The organism is Streptomyces sp. NPDC049585, assembly GCF_040675615.1.
Lineage (GTDB): Bacteria > Actinomycetota > Actinomycetes > Streptomycetales > Streptomycetaceae > Streptomyces > Streptomyces luteosporeus.
In genome coordinates, this window is record NZ_JBFAPE010000006.1 from 238,883 (window position 1) to 265,101 (window position 26,219).

A 26,219-nucleotide genomic window follows, 5' to 3' on the forward strand; every position below is an offset into this window, starting at 1 on the left:
CTTATCGGTCGCTGCTCGACGGGCGCCGGTTCATGGCGCGGGTGAGGACTTCGGCCGCGAGCTCGGTGACGGCCTCGCGGGTGCCCTGGCCGAGGAGATCGGTGCGGATGGGCCCGCCGCCGGCCAGGTGCCGGTCGTACGGCAGGGTGACGACCTTGACCCCCTCCAGCTGCAGGTGCTCGCTCGCCGCGGCCACGTCGAGCGTCATGTGGGGGGACGTCGCGGTGAGGACGACCACGGTGCCCGGCAGCATGCGCGGCCGCGGCACGGAGGCCATCCACTCCAGGACGGCGCGGGTGCTGGTGATGCCCTCGGCGGTGGCCGGGGTGACCAGGACACGGGCCTGGGCGGCCGACAGGGCGGTGCGCGAGAGCTCGCTGGGCAGGCTGTCGCAGTCGACGACGGTGATGCCGAAGTAGCGCCGCAGCGCCACCATCGCCGAGCGGTACTCCGCCAGTTCCAGCCGGTTGCCGACGCGGCCCTGGCTGCCGGGCAGCAGCCAGCCGCGCTCGGGCAGCTGGACGAGGTAGCCGACGACGTCGGTCAGCTGCATCGAGGGGTCCAGGATCCGGGCCAGGTCGCTGGTGGTCCAGCGCACCTTGGTCACGCCCAGCCGGGAGGCCAGGGTGCCGAGGTTGGCGTCCGCCTCCAGCATCAGCACCGGGTCCTGGCGGTAGTGCGCGTACGTGCGTCCCAGCAGGGCGGTGACGGTGGTCTTGCCCGCGCCGCCGCGGATGCTGGTGACCACGATCTGCCGGCCGGTGGTCAGCGGCTGCTGCAGCGCCTGGGCGGTGCGGGTGGCCTCCTCCACCTCGCGGGTGGCGGAGGAGCCGACGAGCCGGCGCAGCGAGCGGGAGGTGCGGCGGGCCGCCGAGTCGCCGGCCAGCTGCTTGCCCTTGACCAGCTCGGGCGGCAGGGGCAGTTCCATGGTGACCGGCGTGGGCAGCGGCCTGGGCGCGGGCGCCGGGGCCGGCGCGGGGGCCGGCTCCGGCGCGGCGGCCGGCGGCGCCGGCTCCTGTGCGTCCTTCCCCGGGGCGTCCGCGGGGATCGGGTTCTCCTTGAGCTTGCCGAGGTCGTTGGTCAGGTCGCGCAGGTTGCGCAGGACGTCGCCCTGCCAATCGTCCTGGGACATGGGGTTTCTCCTGGGTCTGCCGTACGCACTAGAACTGGTGGAGCAGGCGCACGTACACGCCGAACACGCCGACCGCCAGCGGGAACAGGGCGATCACGCCGATGGTCTCGACGAGGTCCACCGCGCGGCGCAGCCGCACGCCGACGTGTTCCGGCAGCCGCACAGCCAGGACGGCCAGCGGTGCGACGGCCACCGCGCACAGCGCGGCCAGCGGCCCGTACGGGGTGCCGTGCACGTGGTCGGTCCACAGCACCGCCAGGCGCACCAGCAGCACCAGCGACGCGGCCAGCAGCGCCACGACCTCGGCGACCAGCGGGAAGGCGCGCGAGCGGGAGAGCAGGACGACGGCGAGGACGGCACCGACGCCGACCGTCCAGCCCGTGGGCGCGGTGACGGCGAGCAGTCCGCCGGCGGTGGCGGAGGCGGCGACGACGACCGTGGCCAGAGCCAGGCCCCGGTGGGTGGCGGCGAGCGCGGTCTCCACCTCGTGGCGGCTGACGGAGGCGCCGCCGGAGCGGCGGTCGTCCAGGCCGGTCAGGCCGGCCGCCATCAGCGCGAGGCGGGGCAGCAGGCCGAGGACCACCACGGAGACGACGGCCATGACGGAGCCCAGGCGGGCCGCGTCGTCCTGCACGAGGGCCACGGCCTCCCACACGCCGCCGGTGGCCACGACCGCACCGGCGCCGATCAGCCCGCCCTTGCCCAGGGGCGAGAACAGGCCGAGCAGGGCCAGGGTGACGGCGAGCGCGGCGGCCGTGCCGGCGAGCCGGGCCGGGCCGCTCCAGGCGTGCGCGTCGGCGCCGGTCCACGCGGCGAGGACGCCGAGGGCCCCGCCGGTCAGCACCAAGGTGGTGCCCAGGTCGCGGGCGGCCTGCCCGCCGCGGTGGCCCAGGCGGGCGGCGACGGCGCCGACGACGGCGAGGAGCACGGCCACGACGGTCAGCGGGCCCGCCACGGCGGCGGTTCCCAGGCTGCTGCGGGCGAGCACGCCGGCGGCCACCGCGAGGGCGATCGTGGCCAGGCTCGCGGTCCACCGCCGCGCCTCGGGTCGCCAGCGCCAGGACCGTACGTCCAGGTCCTCGGCGACCTCGTCGGTGACGTCGTGCACGACGGGCGCGGACGGCGCGTCCTCGACGCGCACGAGCCGCAGCAGCGCGCCGTCGGGCACCTGCGCCTCGGCGAGGGTGCCGTCCTGCGGCAGAACCGTTCCGTCAGCGGTGATCAGATGCCGGGCGGCCGGGCGCCTGCCGACCCTGTCGTCCAACAGCCGCAGGACGTCGGGCAGCAGTCGCCCGATCGGTTCGTCCGCGGGCAGCACGAGATCCACCCGGCGGCGGTCGCCGACGAGGGTCACCCTGCTCAATTCCGTACGCTGTTTGGCCCCCACGTTCACCACGCGGCAGAACCTATCACTGGGCTCATGACGAGGGCTCCGTCACTTTCTGCGTTCCTTTCGGCTTCTTCGCCGCTTTCGTGTGCGAGGCGGCCGGCTCGGGTACGGCCGACGGCGAAACGGACGGGGTCGCATCGGCACTCGCCGACGGCCCCGGCGTCGCCGGCGCGTACCGCTGTTGCTGCTGCTTTTGCTGTTCCTTCTGCTTGGCCAGGGTGACCTTGATGAAGGACCAGCCCACACAACCGGCGCACAGCACCGCGGCAATGGCTATTCCGGCGAACACCTTGCCGAGCTTCTCGTCCGCCGTGCGCCGCGCCCGCTGGGCCCCGAAGAGCAGGGCGTCGCGCATCCGCCGGCGCCGTACCGAGACGGACTCCAGCAGTTGACTGTCGTAATCCTTCGCCATCATTCCCCGCTAGTTCCGCGTACTGCTCATTGAAGCCCACCGATGATTGACGATGTGCGCATCAGTAATGCGGATAACGCTCGTACGGAAAGACCGGTTCGCCGTCCGCGACCGGCCCCGCGCCGTGGAACGCGTACGCCAGGTCGTCGGCGACCTCGGCGATGACGGCACGCCCCTCCGTGACGGACAACCACGCCGCCGGCAGCGCGGCGTCACCGTACAGGGCGCCGATCAGATTGCCGCACACGGCCCCCGTCGAATCGCTGTCACCGGAGTGGTTGACCGACAACAGCAGCGCCTGCGTCACCGAGTCGGGACGGGCCAGGGCCGCGTACACGGCGATGGCCAGGGCCTCCTCGGCGACCCAGCCGCCCCCGAGGCGCTCGGCCTGCTCCGGCGCCGGCTCCCCCTCGGCGGCCAGGTCCAGGGCCCGGCGCAGCGCCGCGCTCGTCTCCTCGTGCCCCCGGTGCCGGGCGAGCAGTTCGAGGGCGCGCAGCACCGCGCCCTCCAGCGACTCCCCGTCCAGCAGGTGCCGGACGATCGCGGCGAACGCACCCGCGGCGTACGCACCCGTCGGGTGGCCGTGGGTGATGTGCGCACAGTGCGCGGCCAACCGGAAGGCATCGGGGGCGGGCAGGCCGATCAGCCCGAACGGTGCCGAGCGCATGACCGTCCCGCAGCCCTTGGAGTCGGGGTTGACCGGCCCGTGCGAGCCGTCGAGCGGACCGTACGGGTCGGGCACGTACTCCTGCCGCAGCCCCGACAGACAGGCGTTGCCGGGCGCCCGCCGCGCGTACAGCCACGGCTGCAGCCGCAGCCACCCCGAGCGCACCAGGTCGTCGCCACCCTTCGGCCGGGGCGGGGCCGGGTGGGTCTGCGTCTCCAACCAGCGCAGGTAGGCGTTGCGCACGAGCGCGGTCTCCGCGCCGCCGATGCCGCTGATGCCCTTCGACTGCGCCTGCGCGCGGGCTCGGATGAGGCCCTCGGCCGTGAACAGCGTCATCTGCGTGTCGTCGGTGACATACGCGACGACGCCGTTGCCCGCCGGCACGGGGCCGGTGATGCCCCGAGGGCCGAAGGAGGAGCGGATGCGGTCGAGGGAGAGGAACTCCACCGGGTTCCCCAGGGCGTCACCGACCGCACCGCCCAGCAGACAGCCGCGGATGCGGGCGCGGAGGGTGTGGACGTCGGCTTGCAGCGCGGGGTGCGTCACCGGCCCTCGCGGGGGCGGTAGTGCGTCCGGTAGAGCTCGATCGCCTGCTCGAACGGGAAGCTCGGCACAAAGCTGACCTGGCCGTCGTCCTTCGCGATGACCACGTGCGAGCCGCCGAGGTTCTCCGGCGGGCGGGTGGGATCCGGCTCCGGCGCGCCCGTCGCGTAGACGAGGTACCCCTCGTCGAACTCATGGACCGCCAGCCCCATGGGGCTGCCGTCCGGCCACGTCGCGGGGCAGTACCCGCGCGCGACGGCCACGGCCTCCTCGGGGGTCGACGGCACGCGGGGCGCGTATTCGGGGGTGTGGGAGGACATCGTCGTTGTCGTTCCTACGTTCCTACTGGGCGGCGGTCGGGTTGTGGGGGTGGGGCTGGGGGTGGGGGTGAGGTTGGGGTTGGGGCTGGGGAGTGGCGTACGGGTTGTGCTGCGGGTGGACGGGCTGGGTGTACGGGTTCACCTGCGGCGTGGCGTACGGGTTGGGGTAGGGGTTGTACTGCGGGTGCACCGGCTGCTGGACCGGCTGGTTGTTGTACGGGTTCACCATCGGCTGGTGCGGCGTCTGCGGGTGGACGGGCTGCTGGTGAACGGGCTGCTGGTGCGGCGTCTGCGGGTGCACCGGCTGCTGGTGAACCGGCTGCTGGTGAACCGGCTGCTGGACCGGCTGGTGAACCGGTTGCTGGTGCGGGGTGACCGTCGGCACCGCTGGGGCATGCTGCGGCAGCGGCGGCACCGGCTTGCGGTTGGCGTCCATGACGATCGACCAGACCCCGGCCGCGTTCGTGTGGATGGGAACGTCGCTGACGAGCTTCGCCTGGGTGTCCACCCACAGGATCCTGCCGTGGTGGTTCACCGCGGTGAAGGCGTGGCCCGTGGCCGCGACGCCGTCCGGCGTCGGCCAGGACACGGCGATGGCGGCCGCCGACCCGTGCCCGGACGCACGCAGCCGCTGGGCCAGCTGGTCGTAGGCCGGCCCCTTGCCCTCGTAGTGGTACGAGGAACCGGCCCAGCGCTCGATGTTCGCGGTGGAGTTCCGCTCGGCCGACATGCGGTCCAGTGTGCCGTCCGGCAGCATGTCCCACGTACGCGGCGCGGAAACCTGAGGATTGCCGTACCAGGTCTCCAGGAACGAGCGGAGACAGTCCGCACAGTTGTTGCTCCGGCCGGGCACGGACAGGCCGCCGTCGTTCTGAAGCTGCGCCCAGTGCTCGGTCGGGTCCGGGAAGCGCTGGAAGTTGCCGGCGGCGTCGCGCGGGACGGCGTTCTCCAGCAGCACCTGGTCGATCGCGTGCGGCTCCCGCAGTCCGGCGGGTCCGCCCTTGAGCTCGTTGCGGATGTCGAGGTGGCTCGCGGACGCGGTGGAGGGCTGGGGGACGGGGTCGCGCGGGGTGTAGAGGGGGTCGTGCTTCCCACTGAGCTCACTGGGCCGCTCGGGGGCGGAGGAGTCGTGGTGGGGGTTGCCGTCCTGGTGCCCATGGTCACCGGCGGGGTGGTCACTGTCGTGCCCGGAGGGCGCGTCGTGGCCGGAAGGGGCGTCGTGACCGGAGGGCGCGTCGTGACCGTGCGCGGCGTCGTGACCCGAAGGCACGTCGTGAGCGGGCTCGTGACCGGGCTCGTGCCCGGAGGGCGCGTCGTGGTGCGCGGGCGCGTCGTGACCGTGGGGCGCCGCGGCGGGCGCATCGTGCCCGTGAGGGGTGGCCGCGGGCGCATCGTGCCCGTGCGGGGCCGTCGCCGGCGCATCGTGGTGGCCGGGCCCGGCCTCCGGGGTGCCGTGGCCGGGGCCGTGCCCCGGTACCTCGCGCGGACCGCCGTCCACGCCCGGAGCGTGCGCACCGGGCGCATGCGCCGCGTTCTCCACACCATCCGCACCGTGCGCGCCGGAGGCGTGCGCCCCCGACGCACCATCCGCACCGTGCGCGCCCCCGGCACCGCCGCCGTCCCCGCCACCCGCATGCACACCCACCGGCTGCTCCGCGTGAACCGACGGCGCATGGACCGACGGCGCGTGGACCGGCGTGGCCGTGGACGAGGGGATCTGCTGGTGCGCGGCACGGTCGGCAGCGGAAGCCTCGACCGGGATGGGCTCCGTGTGGGGCGCGCCCGTCGGGGAGACCATCGTGCCGTTGTCGTGCAGGATCGTTCCGTCAGGCAGCTTCACCGAGTGGTCGGCCACCGACACCGGTACGGAGAGGTCGTGCGGTACGGCGATGCCGCCCTCCGGCACGGAGAAGCTGGCCGGCGTGATCTTCGCGCCGTTGCCCAGGTTCGCCTTGAGGCCGGACATCATGTCGCCGACCTTCGGGATCGAGATCTTGAGGCCCTCGATGCCCTTGCCGAGGCCCTTGGCGACGTACGTCATCGGGTCGATGACCTTGCCGATCTTGCCCGCGACGCTCGCGACCTTTGCGACCGTTCCGGCCTTGGCGACGTTGCCGGCGCCGGTGAGGGTGGTCAGGATGTTGAAGGTGACGGCGCCGGCCGCGCGGGCCGGGTTCTTGCTCCATTCGTCCCACGCCAGCATGGCCTTGCCGGCCTCGCGGGCGACCTTCTTCGAGTCCTGCACGAACTTCGGCAGCATGGAATCGGGAATGGCGCGGCCGATGGGGCTGGAATAGACGGCCACGCCCACGGCGAGCATGCCCAGTCCCTTCCAGGCGTTCTTCATGTTGTCCCAGCCGTCGAAGCCGACGAGCGTGCCGAGGCCCTTGACCGTGCCCCAGATGCCGTCGACGATCAGGCCGTCCCACACGAACGACTTGATCCAGTGCCCGACTTCGTACCAGTGGTGGCGCTCGTCCTCCGGCTGGCCCCAGGGGGCCTTGGCGTGCTTGAGGTCCTCGGCCTTGAAGCCGTACATGTTCTTCTTGTGCGAACCGTCGTCCGCGATGAAGTGCGTGCCGCCGACAAGGTCGGTGATCTTGTTGGCGGCACGCCGCTCGGCCTCGTAGAAGGCGGCGACCGTGGTGTCGATGTCACCGCGGATGCGCTTTTGGTGGTTGACCTTGTCCTCGTCGTAGGCCCAGTCGTCGTCGCCCTTCACCGAGGCGACGAACTTCTCGGCCTCCGACTTCAGGGACTTGAGCTTCTCGGCCAGCGGCCGCACTTCACTCGCGTACTCGGTCAGCGCGGAGGAGACCTTCTCCAGCTTGCCGCCGAAATCCTTTGCGCGCTCCCGCACCGGAAGCGTCGTCGCGAAGAGCTTCTCCGCCTCCGGTGCGTGATAGAACGCCGACAGTCCGTGGAACTTGGTGTGGACGTCACCGCCCGTGTCCCGGATGTCGCCGGCATTCTTCGTCAGAGCGGACGCATCCTTCTCCAACTCGGCGAGGTTTCCGGTGAACTGCGGTATCTCCCCCGGTACGAGCACGACCCGCTACGCCTTTCCTGTGCCCTTGCCCTGCTGACCCTTGTCGTCCTGCTGGCCCTGCTTGCCCTTGAGTTCTTCGGGCGTGGGCGCCTTGATGGCGTTGTTCTGGGCGTCCTGTGCCATCTGCTCGTCGCCGTGGACGTACGCCTTGGTCGCCTCGACGGCGCCCTTCATGGACTTGCCGGTCCGCGCGGCGATGAACTGCAGGTCGCCCTTCGTCTTCTGCGCGAACTCGGCGAGCGCGACGGCCACCAGGCCGCCCCCGCCCTCGGGCGCCTTGCCGCCGGCGGCGATGGTGCCCGCGTGCGTGCCGGCGTGCTCCATGTTGGTGGAGTACGAGGTGAACTGCCCTTCCAGCTTCCCGGCCACCTCACCGGTAGCGGAGAGGACGGAGTTCACACCGCCCACGTCGATGTCCCACTTGCCCATGCCGGACCCTCCCCACTCGTGCTAGCCGATGGCGTCGACGGCGGCCTTCGCCTTGGCCAGCGTCGACTGCGCCGTACCGTCGTTCTTCTCCATCGTCGACCGCAGCAGGTGAATGATCTGCCGCACCTCGGTCGCCGCCTTGTTCCAGCGCACTTCCTTGTCGTGATACGCGTCCGAGACGCCATCCGCCTGGAAGTCCGCCATCGCCGCCTTCACCGCGCCATCACGCTCGGTCAGCACCGTCTCCAGACGCGAGATGATGCCCTGCAACGACCCCTGCACCTCAGTGGACGCGCCCACGTCGTAACTACGACGGTCCGCACCTGCACCAGCCATGTCAGTGATCCCCCGTTCCCTTAACGACCCGAGAAGCGGGCCGCATCGAAGTTCGCCGCCGCCATCTGCTGACGCGCGTTGTCCGCCGACTCCTGGTCACCCTGACCGAACGACGAATCCATCCCCGACTGACCACCCAGAATCGCGCTCAGCGAACTGTTCAGAGCCGCCGTCACCTCATCCGAATGCGCCTTGAACTGATCGAACGCCGCCTTGCCCGAACCGTTGAACTTCCCCTCCAACGGCTGCGCGGCGACAATCAGCTGACGGATCAAACCGCCCAGATCGTCACTCGAACCCCGCGTCTTCGAAACCAGGCCGGACAGCGTCGTACTGCCCATATCGAACTTCATGAGCACAGACCCCCGAGTTCTCTCTCACGCCACTCGATGACTCGAACATGTCTACCAACATCACCAAGGTGATCACAAAGCCCTGACTGCGCTGACGGGCGCTCTGTTACGAGACCGTGGCGTGTGGTTGGTGTTGCTATGACCCGCGAACGGCCTGGAAGACGATGAACGCCACCCAGGCGACCGGCAGCAGCAGACCGAGCATGTACGGCCGCTGGCGCAGCGGCACACCCGGGTCGAGCTGCTGCCCGGGCTGCCCCGGCACGGGCGGCGGCAGCTTGGCGATCCGGGCCCGCACGACGAGGTTCCACAGCAGCGTGAACGGCGTGAAGAGCACGAGGGAAACCGGGCTCCACCAGCCCTGCACCATCGTCTTGCCGGTCATGTCGCGCCATACGGACATTCCGCAGTTGCGGCAGAACGGGCCCTCCAGGCGCAGGAACCGCATCATGACCAGAATGCCCTGATGCCCGCGCACGGTCGCATCGACGGCGGGGAAGCCACCGCAAATACGGCAGTAGGTGTGAGAAGCATGCGCAGCCGGCGCGAATCCCGGCTGAGGGTGACCCTGCTGCGGCGGCGCGTAACCGACCGGCTGCTGCGGGTGCTGGTACTGATGCTGCGGAAAAGGCTGCGATTGCGGCGGAGTCGCCACGAATGTCCCCCGTACGTATCAATCAAAGAATCCCGGACCGCGCACGACTCGCGGCGGGCACAGGCGTTCATGTCTATCAACGTTGCAATACACATGCAAAGCGCCCGGACAATCCGGACGGGCTGATGGAATCCCCGGAACCGAGCGCGGCAGTGCTCGAGGTGGGCAGACACCCCGAACCGCGCGGGGTCCGCTCGCGAACACCCCGATTCACCGCACCTCACCCCGAAGGCCCGGACCGAACCCCCTCCGTCAGCTCCGCGAGCCGCTCCCCCGCCACGACCGGCACCCGATAGCCGGCTGCTCGGACGTGCACCACGAACGCCTCAGGGAGCGGAAAGCGATACCGGTCCACGTAGAACGCCAGCACCCCGGGCCACACCCACTCCCCGTCGGTAAGAAGGGAGCCACCCCCAAGGACGGACTCCCCGGAACCGAGCACGTCCTCGACGCAGCCCATAGAGGCGAAGAGCACGTGCCCGGCCCGCAGGTAGCCGGCCAACTCGGCCGAGTCGGGTTGACTTTCCCCCACCCCCGGCCAGAATTCAGGCCCGGGCGCGTCAAGGAACTTCACGCCTCCCGCCCCTCGGAAGCCACCCCAAGATCGCGTCGCATCGCACTCCGCATGGCCCGGATCAGCTCCCATATCCCATGCTGCGCCTGCGCCGCGCCTTCCATCGTCTCGCCCGCCGCCGGCTCGCCCCGCTCAAGACGCTTGACCTGGCCGTAGGTGTCGGTCAGGGCGCGATTGACAGCGTGCGCACAGGCGAGCACCTCGTCGGGGGCGATCATCTGCGCCTCCGAATACCGGTCGCGGTGGGCGTCCTTCGCCTCCTCCAGTGCTTCCTTGTCGGCGTCTTGAACACCGCGTTCCCGCATGACATGCAGGTGCCGATTGAGCGCGGTCGTGAACTGGCGGGCATCCCTGTTGAGCTCGACGTAGCACGTACGACGCAGCGCGAGCTCCTCCCGGGACTCCTGATGCGCCCGCACCAACTCCAACTCGCGCCGCTTGACCCGCTCCGCCCCACGCTGACTGAGCAGGGCACCCGTCACGGTCCCGGCCACACCGGCAACGGCGATGATCACCGCCCCGACATCCACAGCCACCCGCCCCTCACTATCCCGTAGCGGGCCCGATCGCCGAAGGAACGGCCCATCACCGCAGTCTCAGTTGTCCGTCACAAGGCGCGTCACGCCCAGCGTCACCTCGGCGTTGGCGATCATCCGGGTGATTTCAATGGGCAGGTGCCTGAATTCCTCCATCACCACGGCATAGGGCTCCACCTGATGCCGCTGTCCGTCGAGCCCGACGGCCTCGACCACATAGCGAAACCCTCGGGGGGCCGACGGATCGGCGACGGCCTCCCACCAAGCCTCCCGGCACCGGATGAGCACGTCGGCAAGGTAGGAGGTGAGATCCGAGTGCAGAGTGACCCAGTCCGACTGCTCGAACTCCTGCAGTGGCAGGCGGGACACGTAATGCTGCAAGGCGGGCAGCAGGTTCAACGGATCAGCCGCGTACGCGTCGTCCGGCACCCCCAGCATCCGAGCAAGCTCCACCGCGTTGCGGTGCGCCCCCTCGGCCCACCCGGCAAGGTCTGTCACCAAGGCCACCTCACGTGTCGAACTCACCCGGCCAGCCCCGGTCCAGCAGCCCTTCCGACGAACGAGTGCTCATGACCGGGGGCATCAGGACCGTCCCGCCAGGTCTCGCAATGCGCTCAGGTTCGCCGCATCGGCGTCCGACCCGGGAAGCACTCTTCCTGCGTCGGCCCCGTCGACGGCCGCGAGCTCCCGGACGGCTTCGGTCGGCGAGAGCCCGCGGTTCTTCGCGGATGCGAGCCGTGCGAGCCAGAACGCCCCCGCTTCGAAGGCCGCTTCGCCGGCTGCACTCCGAGGTTCGTAACCCGCGGCTGCATCGCCGTCGGCGTCCCACAGGTATCCGAGGATCCGGCCGCCATGAGCAACCGCCACGTAGTGGACAACACCCTCGGCCTCGTCGACGTAGCCTTCCGCTTCCGAAGACGAAAACGAAGGCGCAGCCTCGGCCAGCTTCTTGAGCCTGTAGGGGACTTCAAACATGTCCCACGAGTCGAGGAGTTCGGGGTCCTCGTCCGGAAGTTCCTCGAAGCCATCGACGGTGGGCGTGGCGTACCACGTAGGGTCTCCAGGATCCGGTTCGTCACCAGTGAGTTCCGAAATTCCCTGCAGGACCGCACTCAAACGCGGGGCATTCGACGCGTGAACCTCGGCCTGCCTGTAACCCCGCAAATTGTGGGTGAGCCAGGCATCGGAATAGGTGTGCAGTGTCAGCGTTTCCGTCGACTCCGGCCATGCCGACACGTCGACTTCGAAGAGCCTGGCGGCAGCAATTTCGTTTCCTGCGTCCGTCCATTCTCCGGGGCACGTCAGCCAAAAGCTGACGAGTCCTTCGGAATCGCCTGCCGCTTCCGCGGCTTCCCGGAGCAGTCGGACGAGGTCGGCTCCGCCGTCCGGCGTCCCAGGGGTGACTGCTACACGGCGACGCGAGAAGAGGACTTCCTTCTTCGGACCCGCGCTCCGGACCTCGACGGCTCCCTCCGGTGCCCCGGCAGCACAGTCAAGGCTTGCCAACAGGTCGTAGACAGCAAGGGCTGTCCGGACACACCTCTGCAGCGCGCCACTGCCTGCAGGTCCGGACTTGACCTGCCAGGTCCAGCTGCCGACTGGAATCGATGTGATCACTGGACACCCTTCGGGTAAAGACTGCCGTCCGGAGGAATGATGAGGTTTCCGTCATCGAGACGTATGACGAACGAGATGCCCTCGCCCTTCTTCAAGGTCTCGGGGTGAATTCCGTCGTGCACTTGCTGAAGGATTTCCGCGTATCCCTTGCTCCGCCAGTCGGCCAGGGTACCCCGACTGTCGACGAGAAGCACCCTGTGGTCCACATCGGCCCGCTGCAGTTGGAGCAGGTACTTGTCGCGTGTTACTTCGTCGATCGGATTCAGCGGATCATTGAGCCGCTTCATCTGGTAGCCCACCGCGTAGCCCGTCCTGTCGCGCACCAGAACATCGATGTCGGCCTTGTTTGCCTTGTGCTCGAATTCTATGTCCCGGAAGCCTCGTTCATACAGATCATTGGCAAAGCGGATCTGGTCCACCGCGGGCTGCATGAGCTGCTCACGCGCCGCACCCATGCTGGAGACGACCTGGGCGAAGTTCTCGCTCTTGGCGAAGTGTCCGGAGGCGACGACTTCGGCGATCTCCTGGCCGTTCGGGTGTGCGGACAATCGGTCGAGAATGTTCTCCAGAACCTTCGGCTTGGGCCGCTTGGCGCCCGGCAGCTGGCGAATGCCGTCGTGGAACCTCTGCTCAAGCTCACTTCCGCGCACCAGAGGGGCATGCTGGGACTGAGGGGCATCAGGAGCAGCAGCGTGATCGGTCGGACCGGACTCCGGGGCGTGTGCGGCATCACCTTCATGCGTGTTGGGTGCAGGAGCGTCGTGCTCACCGCCGTGGCCTTCGCCGTCGTGAGGCGGGCCCCCGTCGCTCTCGTGACGAGGCGCATCCTCGTGCCCGTGCGGCGTCGGCTCGGAGGAGCCGTGCTCACCGTGGGCCGGGGTCGGGGTGTCGTGGGGCGTGTGAGCCGCCGTGTTCGGGCCACCGTGCTCCGAGGGGACGTGCGGAGGGCCGCCGCCGGTGTGTGGTGGCCTGGGGCCTCCGGGGCCGGCGTGGCCGGTCTCGTGTCCGGCCACGTGACCGCCACCGGAAGGCAGTGACGTTTCTGCCGCGTGGCCCCCGGTATGAGCCGCCGCATTCTCGGCACCGGCACCGTGGCCGCCCGTACGCGAGGCGGCACCTTCGCCGGCCGGCGCATGCGCCGACACGTGCTCGCCGCCCCGTCCCGTCGACGAGAGAGACGTTTCCGCACCGTGGCCGCCCACGTGAGCCGCCTGCTCCGCGCTGCCGCCGCTCGCGTGGACGAGCACCGGCTTCTCGGCATCGGCCGCCACGTGCGTGGCCGCGGCGATCTCGTTGTGGGCGGCGCGGTCGGCGGCGGAGAGCTCGACCGGGATGGGGTTCTGGTGGGGGCCCGTGACCGGGTCCACCATGCGGCCGTCCTCGTGGACGATCGTTCCGTCGGGGAATTTGACGGACTTGTCCGGGAGGACGGTCGGGGCCGCATGCACCGGAGCCGGCGCGGTCGTGCTCGGCGCCGCGTGTGTCGGCGCCGGCGCCGCGTGCGTCGTCGCCGGGACCGTCGCGCCCGGCGCCGCATGCGCCGCCGCGCCCGCATCCCCCACCGCCACCGCGTGCGTCGTCGCCGGCACGGCGCCGTGCGTCGCCTCCTGTACCTTCACCGCCAGGTCGTGCGGCAGCGGCAACGCCCCCGGGGTCACCTTGCCGCCGCCGATCGTGTTGCGCAGGCCCGCCATCAGGTCGCCGACCTTGGGGACGGACACGTTGAGGGCTCCGAGCCCCTTGCCGACACCCTTTCCGATGTACGTCATCGGGTCGATGATCTTGCCGGCCTTGCCGGCGATGTTCACGACCTTGCCGGCCACGCCCGCCTTGGCGACGTTGCCCGCGCCCGTGATGGACGTCAGGACGTTGAAGGTGACGGCGCCCGCCGCCCGCGCCGGGTTCTTGCCCCATTCGTCCCAGGCCACCATCGCCTTGCCGGCCTCGCGGGCGACCTTCTTCGAGTCCTGGACGAATTTCGGCAGCATCGAGTCGGGGATCGCCCGGCCGATCGGGCTCGCGTAGACGGCGACGCCCACGGCCAGCATGCCCAGGCCCTTCCAGGCGTTCTTCATGTTGTCCCAGCCGTCGAAGCCGACCAGGGTGCCCAGGCCCTTGACCGTGCCCCAGACGCCGTCGACGATCAGGCCGTCCCACACGAACGACTTCACCCAGTGACCGATTTCGTACCAGTGGTGCCGCTGGTCCTCCGGCTCGCCCCACGGGACTTTTGCGTGCTTCAGATCGTCGGCCTTGAAGCCGTACATGTTGCTCTTGTGGGAACCGTCATCGGCAATGAACTGCGTGCCGCCCACCAGTGACGTGATCTTGTTGGCCGCGCGGCGCTCGGCCTCATAGAAGGCCGCCACCGTCTCGTCCACATCGCTGCGGATGCGCTTCTGGTGGTCGGTCTTCTTCTTGTCGTAGGCCCAGTCCTTGTCGCCCTTGACCAAGGCGACGAACGATTCCGCCTCCGCCTTCAGCGACTTCAGCTTCTCCGCCAGCGGGCGCACCTCGGCCGCGTATTCCGTCAGCGCGGACGAGACCTTCTCCAGCTTGTCGCCGAAGCCCTTCGCCTTTTCGCGCACCGGCAGTGTCGTAGCGAAGAGCTGGTCCGCCTCGGGAGCGTGGTAAAAGGCCGACAGGCCTTGGAACTTGGCGTGGATGTCCCCGCCCGTGTCCCGAATGTCGCCACCGGTCTTCGTCAGGCCGGAAGCATCCTTCTCCAACTCGGCTAAATTACCCGTGAACTGAGGTATCTCACCCGGCTCCAGCATGACCCACGCCCCCCTGCGTCACACGGCTGCTCGAACATGTCTACCAACCCCACCAGGTGCTTACAAAGCCCCCAGTGGGGTCAACCGATCGTCTGTTACAAGACCGTTGAGGCCGCGACGTACGTGACGCCTCAGCCCACTTCGGCGCCGCGCAGGTGCCGAACGAGCCGTCCGAACGTCTCCCAGCTCTCCTGCGACTCCCCGTCGCCGAGGGCGTAGTAGAAGCCGGGGGCGGCGTCGGGCCCGAGCTGCACGGGGGCCTGCGGCAGCGGCGTGTGGGCGGCCAGTTCGCGGCCGGCCTCGCGGACCTCGGCGGGGCCCAGGACGAAGGCGTACGGCATCGGGGGCCGTTCGAAGCGGGCCGGGGCGGTCAGGTCACGGCGGGCTGCGCGCAGCTGGCACACCATCGTCTTCAGTCCGTGCCGGCTCACCAGCTCCTCAGCCAGCTCCGGCAGCACCTCCATCGGCGGCTTCTCCCCCGCGCCGTAGCCAATGGTGAGGGTGATGTCCTCCTCGACTCCCTCCGGGGTGCGGATCACCCGCAGGGTGGCGACGGCCGGCCGGTCCTGGGTGCCGACGACGACCGTCCAGGTGGGTTCGGGGGCCCGGCGGTACGCCAGGTCGGTCAGCTGTCGCCGGGACCACGTCAGGCCCGCCGGTTCCGCCGTACCCCAGCCGGCCGGCGGACCGCCGGTCAGCGCCCGCCAGGCGGCTTCGAGGGCGCCGCCGAGCACCAGGTCCGCTTCGGCGGGGTGCAGGGTGCGGAAGGACAGGACGAGCTGCCGTTCCTCGGTGGGTTCGAAGGCGGCGAAGGTCTCCGCCACGGGAGTCTCACCCGTCTCGGCGGACCGGTCGGGTACGAACGCCTCGTCCTGCCACCGCAGCACCGCGCCCGTCAGCCCGTCGTAGTAGCCGCACCGCTCGTCCTGGACGACCCAGCGCGCGGGGACCGACTGCAGCAGCAAACGGGTGGGGAGGGAGAGGCGGCAGTGCGAGGGGGTGATGATCTGCAGCGACCGGTCGCTCTCCACCGTGGCGCGCAGCGCATCGGACAGCCAGCTCGTCATGGGCACGACGGGACGGTCCTGCAGGACGACGGCCGCCTGCTCGGTCAGCATGTCGACGGCGGGCTGCGCCGCGGCCGGTACGGGGACGGCGGTCACGCCCGACATGTCGACCGGCTGGGCCGCACCCTTGGTACCGGGAGCATCCGGCGGCCACACGCGCCCGCCCAGCAACATGGTCAGACGGGCGGCGAACGCGCCCGCCAGCTGCTCGGCCTCCGGTACGCCCGTCGTCGCCCGCGCCTCCATCCACCACTGCGGCTCCTCGCCGGGCGGCTCCGTACCCGGGCCCAGCAGCCGGTCCGCCTCGTCGGGCACCTGGATCATCACCGGCGCCTCGATCGACACCAGCGGCCGCCCCTCGGCGTCGCACAGCTGAATGACGGCGCCGTCGCCGGCGGTCTCCACGTGCACGTCCGGACCGCCGGCGAGGAGGCCGGCTATGACGCTCATGGCGTCCGGCATGCGCCTGGTGAGCGCGATCACGTCCTTGGTCATGCGGTGGTCGTCCTGTCTGTGTTCTGCTCTGTGTTCTGCCGGATCGTGAGGAAGGAGTGCAGGGCGTTGCGCGCGTTCTGCAAGTGAGTGGCGAAGAGCTCCCGGTCCGGGCCGTCCGCGCGGGCCGCAATGGCCTCCGCGTGCTTCAGCGCCCGGTCGCTCGGGGCCACGAAGAGCACCTCGGCGGCGAGCCGCATGGCCCGCCGCGGGTCGGCGACCGCAACGGCGCAGGCGAGGTCGACGAGCTGGGTGGCGAGGTCGAAGCCGATGACGCGCGTATCGCCGGAGAGCCGGAGGACGCCACGTCGAACGACCTCCTCGACGTCGCCGAGGACGCCGGGTTCTTCGACGCAGCTCTCGACAGCCCACTCCAACTGCTCATCGAAGTACTCGCTGTCGGCCAGCCGAATGAGGGAGCGGATGGCTGCGACGCGGCCGGCTTGCGTGCCCTTCTCCTGCGACATGCTGCTGCCGCCGTAAGACGCCATGGCGCGGGCGATGTGTCCGAAGGTGTTGTCGACGGAGAACTTCCGGTCGATGGAGCAGTCGTACCATGCCGTCTTCTTCGGCTCCGCGGCCGCCGCCACGACCGCCTCGTACCCGGCCGCCTCGCCCCACGTCAGCAGCGCGATGCAGGCGGTGAACCGGTCGAGGTCCAGCGCAGCAGCATCGTGCACGAGGGCGACGAGCCCGGGCACGCGGTCGCGGTGCCGGGGGTCGTCGAGACCCTCGTCGATGACGTCGTACGGATCGTCGACGGGCCGGCCGTCGAAGTCGATGCCGAGCAGGGTGTCTATTGGGGCCACGAGGGCCGGTCCTTTCCTAGCCTGGTTGTCGGCCCGGAGGGACCACTCGTACGTTCCCGCCGCGCTCACTGATCCACGTCTCCAGCTCGCAGCCGACCAATTCGCTGGAGGAGTCCCCGCTGACGACGGTGATCGGCCCGCGGACGGTTCCGGTCAGTCCGCGTACGAGGGTGGTGTCGTCCACCCGCACCTTGAACGAATTCTCGCTCACGACGGCGCCGCTGAGATCAGCACCCCGCAGGTCGGCGCCGTGGAGCCACGCACCGCCGATCCGCGTCTCGCGGAATCCGGCGCCTGCCGCGTCGACTTCGTAGAGATCGGCACGGACCATGTCCGCACCGTCGAGCCGCGCGGACCGGAGTACGGCCTCGTCGAGGTTCGCTTTGACGAGGCAGGCACCGGTCAGATCGGCCCCCGTGAGGTCGGCCGACTGCAGGTCGGCGCGATAGAAGCAGGCACCGGCCAGCCGTACGCCCGCGAGCCGGGCCCCGATGAACCACCCACCGGCGAAGTTCCCACCGGAGAGGTCGGCGCCGCGGAAGTCCTGCTCGATGCCGTAAAGGCTGTAGCTCGGGTCGTCGAGCCACTCCTGAAGGTGCCGAACGGCCTCCGGGTCAGAGGGAAGAGCGGCCGGCTGCCAGTCCTCACTGGTGTCGCATGGCATGTTCTTCTCCGCCTCGGGGGCCGGCTTCGGCCAGCGCTTTGGCACGAACAAGGATGTCGTCGTCTTCCAGTTCCATAGACGCCGCTTCGATGTCAGCCACGATCCTTCGCAGGATCTTGCACCACTCGTCGATGAACACCGTGGCCCCCACGACCACGTCACCCCGCTCGCTCAGCAACGACTCGTAGCCACCGAGCACGCTGCACCAGCGGGACCGAATGCGCAGAGAATCGCCCTCCCGAATCAGCTTCCATTCGGCCGTGAACGTGTCCGGCCCCCAGAAGACGTCGGTAGCGGAAAACCCGGGGTCCTGCACCTCCTCCAGGAGCGGCACCAGGTCATCGACCATCACCGCCACGTCGTAGCCGTACGACAGCCGGATGGGCACAAGGTTCCAGACGAGGACGGCAGCTTCGACCTCGGGAGCGTACAACTCACCGATGACGTCGGCCATGTCGGAGGCGGAAGCGCACGCCTGTGTGGCCGGACACCCGGCCTGGATCGAGAACGTCATCCCTTGTCACACCAAGCTCGGGTCGGCTTGCCCTCTTCGTCCCACTTATAGTCCCCCAGAAGCCGCTTCCCGTCCTCGCTGAAAACCCGCTTCGAGGCCAGCTGTCCGTTCCGATGCCATTCCAGGCATTCACCGATGACGAAGCCCATCCGCACACGGGCCCAACTGCGCCGGGCCCCATCCCGATACCACTCCTGCGTCAAACCATCCGGAACACCCTCGGTGTATCCGTCGAGGCTTACCAGGGAACCTCCGTGATACTCGGCGACTTCGCCCGAGAACAGCTCCCCCTGGTAGAGCAGACGCTTCGCTCCGTCCATGTCCACGGCTGGGTCATCGATGTCAATGCGCTGCACGGTCGGCCTCAGTCCTCGAGTATCCGGACGCCGAGCGCCTGCAGCAGGGCGGTGCACGACCGGCTGGACAGGGTCAAGGTCAACCCAAGCCTTCGTCGCTTGCCCAGGATCTCGGGTTTACGACTGAACGAGCAGTTCATCCGGAGCAATCCCGTTCCGGACCCACGCAACGGCCACCTTGGACGCCACTGCGCGGTAGAGCATGTCCTCTTCCCCGGCCTCGAGCGACACTTGCTCACTGACCTTGTTCAGCACCAAGACGCGCCCCACGCCTTCAATGTCGGTGAACTTGTAGCGAATTAGCTCTTCGCTCTCGTCAATCTTTTCAATGTTGGCATAGAGGGCCATGCCTGCTCCCGGGTTTCTTGGCTTCAGGGTCAGGGCAGGGTTACTGGCACCCGCGCCTTGTCGTTTCGGAACCTCTGCCTCAGTCCTCGAGGATCCGAACGCCGAGTGCCTGCAACAGGGCGGTGCACGACCGGCAGGGCAGGGTCGGCTGACCGTGCTCCGGGTCACCCTCGGGGCGGATCTTCTTCGAAAGGATCACCGCACCCTCGAAGTGGGGAAGCGCCTCGCCGAACGCGGTGACCGCTCCGTCCGCCCGCTGGGCGTCCAGGCCCCAGAACTGGTCGGAGACCAGAGCCGATTCGGCGCACATGCCGATGAAGCGTTCCCGCTGTTCGGCCGGCAGGGCGTCGAAGAACGCCTGGACGGCCAGGTGAAGGTGCGGCGTTCCCTCGCCGTACAGGCTGGTGTGGCTGAAGATCTTTCCCTGAATGAGCAGGGAAGCGGCCACGGCCGGATAGATCTCAGACAAAGTAATCCTCCGCGTCGGGAAGAAGCCGACCACTCATCGCCGCGGCGAAGGCTTCGTACTCGTTCTCACCGAGAAAATACCCCCCGGTGTGATGCCAATAGAAGAACCGGCCGGTCTCGTCCACGAGCCAGATCCCGCGCTCGTACGTCTCGTACGCGACGGGAAAAAGGCGGACACCGAGGCCCTCGGCGAGCTCGGCGAAATCCTCTACGTCGCCGTCGTACCCGCCCGTCGGCTTGACGGTCAGGACGACATCCGGAGACTTTCGCGGCGACCGGAGTTCGAGCTCGCCGTACTCATGGACGAAACGAACGGCCGTTTCGAGTACGGCGAGCTGCCAGCCCTGCCGGGTGGCGTCGTCGACCCTCACCTGAATGAGCTCGTCGGCGCGAAGCCCGATGTCCCGGCCGGGGAACCAGCCGTGCTCCGTGAGCCACCGCTCAACTTCTTGCAGCGGTTGCATCAAGTCACAGTTTGTCGGTGAGGTCCGGACCCAGTCCGTCGGACGACAGGTCGGGCGTCGCGATCCCGTAGCCCTCCGCAACACCGAAGTAGGTAGCCTCACCGGGAGTGGCAGCCTCACCCAGGACTGCGTCGAGCTCTTGAAGGGCTGCCGCGAGTCGAGGGGCGTTCCGCTGCTGCAGCTCAGGATGCGGACGTCCGGAAAAGTCGAACAGCTTCCAGATGTCGTGGTGAACTGTGAGCTCCGCCGCGATGCTGTCCGGGTCGGGGGTCATCTCCAGGTCGACCAAGCCCTGCTCACGGCGTTCCCGGCCCTGCGCGTCGATCCAGGTTCCGACGCCCAGGACGCGAATATCGGCCACTTGCGCTTCGGGGAAACCAACAGGACGGCTTTGCCGAATGCGCTCGGCCAACGCTGGATCACCGAGTGGCACGGTGAGGGGAAGGGTAGTGGTCAGACCGATTCCACCTACTCCCTCGACGTACCAACCGTACTCCAGCTTCTGCGCCTTCAGGAGGCCATGATTCTCCAGCACTTCCACCATTCGCGCTGCAGTGGCCAACGTTGCTTCCAGACCGGGGATGGCAACATCATCGAATTCCCACCACCATGAGCCACATTCCCGTGGGGCACGAATCAAACGAGACATCGAACTTCCTTACGGGTAAACGTAACCGTCGCCGGGAACAGTGAGGGAGCCGTCCGTGAAGCGAAGATGGAACGCCGCATTGGACTTCCGGGCAGCAATCTCCACCTTCTTCAGCGCCTCCTCGGTGAGTGCAGCCATGGGCTGATGCACGTCAAGAATAGCCACCTTGTATTCAGCACCCGGAGGGGTCAGCTGCTTGGCGGCCTTGCGTACGGCCGAACTGATTCCCTCGATGTTCTGCACGTCCTTCAGCTGATACCCGTAACCGGGCGTGCCATCAGCCTTGAAGGTCGTCACATCCAGATCCAGACCGGTGACGTCATCCTTGATCTCGAAACCTATCTCGTTCGATTTGAGACCGCGCATCTCCAGATCGGTTGCATGCTCAAGAGCCATGGTAGCCGCCGGGCTCATGGTCTTGTCCTTGAACATCTTCAGAATCTCGTCGAAGTTGCGCACGCCGCTCAGGCGCCCACTACTGATGATTTCAGCAGCTCGGTCGCCGAAAGGAGACTTGCGCAGCTGCGTGAGGACCCGCTGCTGATCCGTCGCGTTGAGCTTGGCCCGGGCGAGCTCCTGGGTGACCGCGGCTTCACGCTCGGGGAGCATGGGCCCGCTTTCCCTGGCCGCCGTCTCGGTCCCCTCAGCATGCGGCACCGAAGGGCTCTGCTCGGCAGGATGATGCTGCCCGCCACCTGCGTTGTGGTCGCCTCCATTCGGCGCCCGCTCGTCTCCGCCGGGGGTGGAATCAGTCGCCTGCCCTTCTCCGGGCACATCATGGCCGTGATCGCCCGACGAGGGGTGGGAATCGCCGTGGTCGCCATGGCCACTGCCGTGGCCTCCGCCGCCGCCCTCGCCGTGGTGGGGCGGGTGGGAGCCGCCACCGCCGCCGCCGGACGAGCCGTGGGCGTGGGAGCCGGAGCCGCCGGTCGTCGGGTGGTCCGAGACGTGGCCGCCGCCCGTGTGAGGCGTGGTGTTCGGGCCGTGGTCGGCGCCGCCGCCCGACGGGTGGGCGCCGTCCGAGGGGTGGTGCATGTTGATCGGGTCGGTCGGCGCATGGCCGCCCGCGTGCTCCACGTGGCTGGGGCCGCCCGCGCCCTCCAGGACCTTCGCCGGCTCCTTGGCCGGGACCGTCTCGTGGGCAGGGACGTTCGGCAGGTCCGACTTGTGCGGCTCCTTGGGCGCGTCCGTGTCCTTCACGGGCTGGCCGTGCTCGTCGCGGATGACACCGTCGCCGCCCAGGACCCGGTGGTTGCCCTTGTGGTCCGTGTACGGCATGGAGTTCGGGTCGGGCTTGCCCGCGGGAGCGGTCTCCCCAGAGTGGGCCGGGGTGGAGGGCTTCTCGCCGGGGTTGCCGGCACCCTCGCCGGAGTGGGCGGGGTGCGACGGCGTCTCGCCGGAGTGCGGCGGGGTCGCCGGGGCCTCGTGCCCGTGGGAGGGAGTCGAGGGGGTCTCGCCCGTGTGCGAAGGAGTGGGCGGCGTCTCGTGCGGCGTCGACGGCGTACCGCCCGAGGCGGCCGGCGCCGGGTGGCTGTCGCCCCCGTGCGGCGGGGTCGACGGCGTTCCCGCCGCGTGGGTCTGCCCCGGGTGAGGGGCGTCCACATGCGACGGCGCCGGAGTGCCCGGGCCCGTGAGCGTCGGTTCGTGCATCTGCGGGACGGATATGTCGACCGGGTTGACGCCCTTCGCGCCCGGCAGGTCGCGACCCAGGTCGCCCAGGCCGGATCGGCTCTCCTTCAGACCGTTGAAGAAGTCGCCGACCTTGATCTTGGTGACGCCCGCCGCCTTGCCGACGTACGTCATCGGGTCGGCGATCTCGCCCACCTTGCCCACCGCGCTCAGGACCTTCGCGCCGGCGGCGAACTTGCCGACCTGGCCCGCCTTGCCGAGCTTGAGGGCCGAGCCCGAGCCGATGGTGACGGCGTTGAAGAGGACCGTTCCGAAGGCGCGGGAGGGGTCCTTGCCCCATTCGTCCCAGGCGACCATCGACTTGCCGAAGTTGCGCAGAGCCGCCTTCTGGCGGTCCGTGTCGCTGTGGTCCACCGGGCCGAACATCTTGTCCATGGCCCAGTCGTACGGCGTCATGATGTACGCGCTGACACCGCCGAAGACGTCGCCGATGCCCTTCCAGGTCTGCTTGAACTTGTCCCAGCCGCCGAAGCCGACCATGTCGCCGAGGCCCTTGATGGTGCCCCAGACGCCGTCGACGAAGAAGCCCTTCAGGGCGCCGCCGACGTTGTCCTTCGTCCACTCCCAGGCCGCCCGCCAACCCGTGTACTCACGCTTGTCGACCGTGCCCCACGGCGTCTCGGTGGCGCCCTTGAGGTCGCTTTCCCTGAAGCCGTACATGCCCGGCTTGTGCGAGCCGTCATCGGCGATGAAGTGCGTGCCGTCCTTCACCAACGCCGTGATCTTGTTCGCCGCGTCGCGCTCGGCCTCCTGGAACACCCGCCAGGTGGTACCCACCTCGTCGATCAGATGCTTGTTCTGATCGACTTTTTTCTGGTCCTTCTGCCAGTCGTCGTCATCCTTGTTCTCCTTGATGAACACCTCGGCTTCGTGCCGCAGCCGGTTCATCTTGTCGACCAATGGCTTCGCGGTCGTGGCGAAGGTCGACAGGGCACCACTGACGGTTTCGAGCTTCTTGGCGAAGTCGTCCGCCTTGTCCCGGACAGGGGCCGTGGTCGCGAGGAGTTCGGACGTGTGCGGGGTTTCGAAGGACGGGCCCAGGGCCTGGAAGGCGTTGTGGACGTCCTTGCCGGTACCGCGGATGCTGGACGCGGTCGTCTTGAGCGCCGCCGCCTGCGTCTCCAGTTCGTGGAGGTTGCCCGTGTACGTGGGTATCTTGCCGAGCTCGATCACTTCTTGGCGCCCTTCGGCATGAGCTCCTCAGGAGTCGGCGCCTGCAGGGCCGCATTCTCCTTGTTCTCGGCCATCTCCTGGTCGCCCTTCAGGTACGCCTCGGTGGCCTCCCGCGCGCCCTTGAGGGACTTGCCCGCACGAACGGGGATGAAGCGGAGCTCGTCCTGCGTGCCGTCCGCGAACTCCTTCAACGCCGCACCGATGGGGCCGACAAAACCGCCCTTGGGCGCCGTCGATCCGCCCAGGACCATCGTGCCCGCCGACGTCGCCGCACCCGACAAGTGCTCGCTGTAGGACGTGAACTCTTCCTCGAACTTACCGGCAACTTCACCGGTGTGACTCAAGGCGGCGCGCACGCCGTCCAGTTTGATGTCCCACTTGTCACCCACGCCGTTCCCTCCCCGTTCGTGCTACGTGCTACTGGCTGCTAGCCGATGGCGTCGACGGCGGCCTTCGCCTTGGCCAGCGTCGACTGCGCCGTACCGTCGTTCTTCTCCATCGTCGAGCGCAGGAGATGGATGATCTGCCGCACCTCGGTCGCCGCCTTGTTCCAGCGCACTTCCTTGTCGTGATACGCGTCCGAGACGCCATCTGCCTGGAAGTCCGCCATCGCCGCCTTCACCGCGCCATCACGCTCGGTCAGCACCGTCTCCAAGCGGGAGATGATGCCCTGCAGCGACCCCTGCACCTCAGTGGACGCGCCTACGTCGTAGCTGCGGCGGTCCGCACCTGCACCAGCCATGTCAGTGATCCCCCGTTTCCTTAGCGGCCCGAGAAGCGGGCCGCGTCGAAGTTCGCCGCCGCCATCTGCTGACGCGCGTTGTCCGCCGACTCCTGGTCACCCTGACCGAAGGAGGAGTCCATCCCCGACTGGCCGCCCAGAATCGCGCTCAGCGAGCTGTTCAGAGCCGCCGTCACCTCATCCGAATGCGCCTTGAACTGATCGAACGCCGCCTTGCCCGAACCGTTGAACTTCCCCTCCAACGGCTGCGCCGCCACGATCAGCTGGCGGATCAGTCCGCCGAGGTCATCGCTGGACCCCCGCGTCTTGGACACCAGGCCGGACAGCGTCGTATTGCCCATATCGAACTTCACGAGCACACACCCCCGTCTTCACTCACACCACTTGCCGACTCGAACATGTCTATCAACATCGTTGGCGTGACCACAAAGCACTTCGCTGCCTAGAGACACTCTGTTACGAACGTGTGGCAGTTGCCCCGCCGCCATCGAAGGCGCGCGACGGCGCCACGCCGGCTCCCTCACACCACACGCGCCCCTGTTGCGCCACGATCTCCCCTGCAACCACGTCCAGTTGAACTGCTGCCGGTCTATGCTCGTGCCCGGAGGCGCACATGGTGCGCCCCCTCTCTTGAGGACCGAGTTCCGGACGTTGCCTTCAGGACGCCCGGCTCGGGAGTCCTCCGGTGCATCCACCGGCTATGGGTGCGAGGTAGAGAGGGGGCGCCTATGGGGCGTCACCGCAAGGAGCAGCCGAAGCGGATCTCCCGGGTCACCGCCCGGGGCGTGGCGGAACGAGCTGTCAGGGCAGTACTCACTGCCCTGATCAGCTACGTCGTACGCGAGGGCCTGAATCAGGCCCTGGACCGTGAGGACGGTCCGCTGTCCCACCACAAACATGGGGCAGAGGACCGGTAGCTCCTCGGAAACCCACGGTGCGGTCTAGCCCCCCGCGCCGGGGGTTTCTGTTGAACAGAAAGCTAGCATCGCGGCCCTGCCCGCGCAGCAGGACCGTCCCCGCGTCACCCCACCGCCCCCGCCTCCGCGCGAGCGGCCGGCCGGCCGCAGCGGAATTCGAACCACACCTGCTTGCCCACCAGTTCCAGGTCGTCCCACACCCACCACACGCCCGAGGCGTGCGAGAGGCGACGCACGAGCGCCAGCCCGGGACTGCCGCCGCCGCCCCGCCACGGCAGCCTGTGCGGGTCGTCGTCGCGCACGGACACCCGTACGCGCCCCGGGTGTGCCGTGAGCTCCACGGTGAGCTCCCGTACGCGGGCGTGCCGCACGATGTTCGCGACCGTGTCGGAGACGCAGATGCGGGCGTTCTCGATCAGGCGGCGGTGGTCGGTCGCAACGAGCGCTGCCGTCATGAACTCCCTGGCCATACGGGCGGCTCCGGCGTTCGCCGGGGCGGTGAGCGTGTAGCGCTCCCCTTCCTCCTCCTTCACCGGTCCGCCCCGCTTCCCGATGCGAAGTTGATGCCGTGGGCCGTCAGTACGACGCGGTGCGTGCACTGGCAGCGGGGCGGGCGCGGGGGCCTCGCCCAGGCGGTGAGGCGGCGGATAAGGTTTCGCACGTCGACGCTCCTGAGTGGCGTTGGCCATGCCCCGGGGCCGGTTGCAGCGGTCGCCGGGGCGCTGTGTGCGCGAGCGTAGCAGTAGATGCCTATAGAACACCTAGACGTGAAAGAAATCGAAGACGTACGGATATTGCAGCGAAACGCATAGCTCACATAGCGTTCCGTTGTGATCGAATTCGCGCCTGACATTCCACGCTGGCGGCAGGTGGCCGAGGTCATCCGGCAGCGCATCAAGGACGGCACCTACCCGCCGCGCACGCGAGTGCCGTCGGTCGCCCAGCTCACGGAGGAGTTCGGCATCGCCGGCATGACGGCATACAAGGTGCTGCGCGCGCTGCGGGAGGAAGGGCTGACCTACACCGAGCCCGGCCTCGGGTCCTTCGTATCGAAGGATCTGCCCAAGTAGCTGGGGG

30 protein-coding genes are annotated in these 26,219 nt (G+C 68.9%); 1 reads left to right on the plus strand and 29 read right to left on the minus strand.

What is annotated here, in order from left to right:
• Position 1: 1 nt before the first annotated feature.
• The 29 genes from AB0K17_RS10215 to AB0K17_RS10355 all read right to left on the minus strand — a co-directional run bounded on the left by AB0K17_RS10215 (position 2) and on the right by AB0K17_RS10355 (position 25,675).
• Positions 2-1,132, minus strand: a complete 1,131-nt coding sequence (locus tag AB0K17_RS10215; protein ID WP_365968875.1) for a MinD/ParA family protein — start codon at positions 1,130-1,132, stop codon at positions 2-4.
• A gap of 28 nt (positions 1,133-1,160) precedes the next feature.
• Positions 1,161-2,495 (minus strand): type VII secretion integral membrane protein EccD, encoded by a 1,335-nt coding sequence (gene eccD / locus AB0K17_RS10220; protein ID WP_365982731.1) that lies wholly within the window; start codon positions 2,493-2,495, stop codon positions 1,161-1,163.
• Positions 2,496-2,550: 55 nt separating this feature from the next.
• Positions 2,551-2,934 (minus strand): hypothetical protein, encoded by a 384-nt coding sequence (locus AB0K17_RS10225; protein WP_344434597.1) that lies wholly within the window; start codon positions 2,932-2,934, stop codon positions 2,551-2,553.
• Positions 2,935-2,995: 61 nt separating this feature from the next.
• Positions 2,996-4,147 (minus strand): ADP-ribosylglycohydrolase family protein, encoded by a 1,152-nt coding sequence (locus AB0K17_RS10230; protein WP_365982732.1) that lies wholly within the window; start codon positions 4,145-4,147, stop codon positions 2,996-2,998.
• Complete coding sequence (locus AB0K17_RS10235) at positions 4,144-4,464, minus strand: hypothetical protein (RefSeq protein ID WP_365968879.1); 321 nt, start codon at positions 4,462-4,464, stop codon at positions 4,144-4,146. The genes AB0K17_RS10230 and AB0K17_RS10235 overlap by 4 nt, the downstream gene beginning before the upstream one ends.
• 22 nt (positions 4,465-4,486) lie before the next feature.
• Entirely contained in the window at positions 4,487-7,513 is a 3,027-nt protein-coding gene (locus tag AB0K17_RS10240; protein ID WP_365982733.1) for a toxin glutamine deamidase domain-containing protein, read from the minus strand.
• 6 nt (positions 7,514-7,519) lie between these two features.
• Entirely contained in the window at positions 7,520-7,942 is a 423-nt protein-coding gene (locus AB0K17_RS10245) for a DUF6507 family protein (protein WP_365968881.1), read from the minus strand.
• 21 nt (positions 7,943-7,963) lie between these two features.
• Positions 7,964-8,278 carry a pore-forming ESAT-6 family protein gene (locus AB0K17_RS10250; RefSeq protein ID WP_365968882.1) on the minus strand — a complete coding sequence of 105 codons (315 nt, stop codon included), beginning with the start codon at positions 8,276-8,278 and terminating at the stop codon, positions 7,964-7,966.
• 20 nt (positions 8,279-8,298) lie between these two features.
• Positions 8,299-8,631: a hypothetical protein gene (locus AB0K17_RS10255; RefSeq protein WP_344434345.1), complete on the minus strand. Its 333-nt coding sequence runs from the start codon at positions 8,629-8,631 to the stop codon at positions 8,299-8,301.
• A gap of 136 nt (positions 8,632-8,767) precedes the next feature.
• Positions 8,768-9,286 (minus strand): hypothetical protein, encoded by a 519-nt coding sequence (locus AB0K17_RS10260; protein WP_365968883.1) that lies wholly within the window; start codon positions 9,284-9,286, stop codon positions 8,768-8,770.
• A gap of 220 nt (positions 9,287-9,506) precedes the next feature.
• A complete protein-coding gene (locus AB0K17_RS10265; RefSeq protein WP_365982734.1) occupies positions 9,507-9,860 on the minus strand; it encodes a hypothetical protein in 354 nt (117 codons plus the stop codon).
• The gene (locus AB0K17_RS10270; protein WP_365982735.1) at positions 9,857-10,396 is read right to left on the minus strand and encodes a hypothetical protein; all 540 of its coding nucleotides are present in this window, start codon (positions 10,394-10,396) and stop codon (positions 9,857-9,859) included. The genes AB0K17_RS10265 and AB0K17_RS10270 overlap by 4 nt, the downstream gene beginning before the upstream one ends.
• A gap of 60 nt (positions 10,397-10,456) precedes the next feature.
• Complete coding sequence (locus tag AB0K17_RS10275; RefSeq protein WP_365982736.1) at positions 10,457-10,894, minus strand: hypothetical protein; 438 nt, start codon at positions 10,892-10,894, stop codon at positions 10,457-10,459.
• Between the two features lie 84 nt (positions 10,895-10,978).
• Positions 10,979-12,013 carry a hypothetical protein gene (locus AB0K17_RS10280; RefSeq protein ID WP_365982737.1) on the minus strand — a complete coding sequence of 345 codons (1,035 nt, stop codon included), beginning with the start codon at positions 12,011-12,013 and terminating at the stop codon, positions 10,979-10,981.
• The gene (locus tag AB0K17_RS10285) at positions 12,010-14,790 is read right to left on the minus strand and encodes a hypothetical protein (RefSeq protein ID WP_365982738.1); all 2,781 of its coding nucleotides are present in this window, start codon (positions 14,788-14,790) and stop codon (positions 12,010-12,012) included. Before AB0K17_RS10285 ends, AB0K17_RS10280 begins: the two co-directional genes overlap by 4 nt.
• 131 nt (positions 14,791-14,921) lie before the next feature.
• Positions 14,922-16,352, minus strand: coding sequence for a DUF6177 family protein (locus AB0K17_RS10290; protein ID WP_365968889.1), 1,431 nt, complete (start codon positions 16,350-16,352; stop codon positions 14,922-14,924).
• Entirely contained in the window at positions 16,349-17,158 is an 810-nt protein-coding gene (locus AB0K17_RS10295) for a hypothetical protein (RefSeq protein WP_365982739.1), read from the minus strand. The genes AB0K17_RS10290 and AB0K17_RS10295 overlap by 4 nt, the downstream gene beginning before the upstream one ends.
• A 16-nt stretch (positions 17,159-17,174) precedes the next feature.
• Entirely contained in the window at positions 17,175-17,822 is a 648-nt protein-coding gene (locus tag AB0K17_RS10300; protein WP_365982740.1) for a pentapeptide repeat-containing protein, read from the minus strand.
• Complete coding sequence (locus tag AB0K17_RS10305) at positions 17,803-18,336, minus strand: hypothetical protein (protein WP_365982741.1); 534 nt, start codon at positions 18,334-18,336, stop codon at positions 17,803-17,805. The genes AB0K17_RS10300 and AB0K17_RS10305 overlap by 20 nt, the downstream gene beginning before the upstream one ends.
• Entirely contained in the window at positions 18,333-18,692 is a 360-nt protein-coding gene (locus tag AB0K17_RS10310) for a hypothetical protein (protein ID WP_365982742.1), read from the minus strand. The genes AB0K17_RS10305 and AB0K17_RS10310 overlap by 4 nt, the downstream gene beginning before the upstream one ends.
• Before the next feature lie 117 nt (positions 18,693-18,809).
• The gene (locus AB0K17_RS10315) at positions 18,810-19,040 is read right to left on the minus strand and encodes a hypothetical protein (protein WP_365982743.1); all 231 of its coding nucleotides are present in this window, start codon (positions 19,038-19,040) and stop codon (positions 18,810-18,812) included.
• 79 nt (positions 19,041-19,119) lie between these two features.
• Positions 19,120-19,509, minus strand: a complete 390-nt coding sequence (locus AB0K17_RS10320) for a YwqJ-related putative deaminase (RefSeq protein ID WP_365982744.1) — start codon at positions 19,507-19,509, stop codon at positions 19,120-19,122.
• The gene (locus AB0K17_RS10325; RefSeq protein ID WP_365982745.1) at positions 19,502-19,972 is read right to left on the minus strand and encodes an SUKH-3 domain-containing protein; all 471 of its coding nucleotides are present in this window, start codon (positions 19,970-19,972) and stop codon (positions 19,502-19,504) included. Before AB0K17_RS10325 ends, AB0K17_RS10320 begins: the two co-directional genes overlap by 8 nt.
• Before the next feature lie 4 nt (positions 19,973-19,976).
• On the minus strand, positions 19,977-20,621 hold the full coding sequence (locus tag AB0K17_RS10330) for a hypothetical protein (RefSeq protein ID WP_365982746.1): 645 nt from the start codon (positions 20,619-20,621) through the stop codon (positions 19,977-19,979).
• A gap of 9 nt (positions 20,622-20,630) precedes the next feature.
• Entirely contained in the window at positions 20,631-23,483 is a 2,853-nt protein-coding gene (locus AB0K17_RS10335) for a hypothetical protein (RefSeq protein ID WP_365982747.1), read from the minus strand.
• Positions 23,480-23,872: a DUF6507 family protein gene (locus AB0K17_RS10340; RefSeq protein WP_365968895.1), complete on the minus strand. Its 393-nt coding sequence runs from the start codon at positions 23,870-23,872 to the stop codon at positions 23,480-23,482. The genes AB0K17_RS10335 and AB0K17_RS10340 overlap by 4 nt, the downstream gene beginning before the upstream one ends.
• 38 nt (positions 23,873-23,910) lie before the next feature.
• On the minus strand, positions 23,911-24,225 hold the full coding sequence (locus AB0K17_RS10345; protein WP_365968882.1) for a pore-forming ESAT-6 family protein: 315 nt from the start codon (positions 24,223-24,225) through the stop codon (positions 23,911-23,913).
• A 20-nt stretch (positions 24,226-24,245) separates the two neighbouring features.
• Positions 24,246-24,578 carry a hypothetical protein gene (locus tag AB0K17_RS10350; RefSeq protein ID WP_344434363.1) on the minus strand — a complete coding sequence of 111 codons (333 nt, stop codon included), beginning with the start codon at positions 24,576-24,578 and terminating at the stop codon, positions 24,246-24,248.
• Positions 24,579-25,246: 668 nt separating this feature from the next.
• The gene (locus AB0K17_RS10355) at positions 25,247-25,675 is read right to left on the minus strand and encodes an ATP-binding protein (protein WP_365982748.1); all 429 of its coding nucleotides are present in this window, start codon (positions 25,673-25,675) and stop codon (positions 25,247-25,249) included.
• 297 nt (positions 25,676-25,972) lie between these two features.
• Between AB0K17_RS10355 and AB0K17_RS10360 the strand changes: the two genes are divergently transcribed.
• A complete protein-coding gene (locus tag AB0K17_RS10360; protein WP_365968897.1) occupies positions 25,973-26,212 on the plus strand; it encodes a winged helix-turn-helix domain-containing protein in 240 nt (79 codons plus the stop codon).
• Positions 26,213-26,219 lie beyond the last annotated feature (7 nt).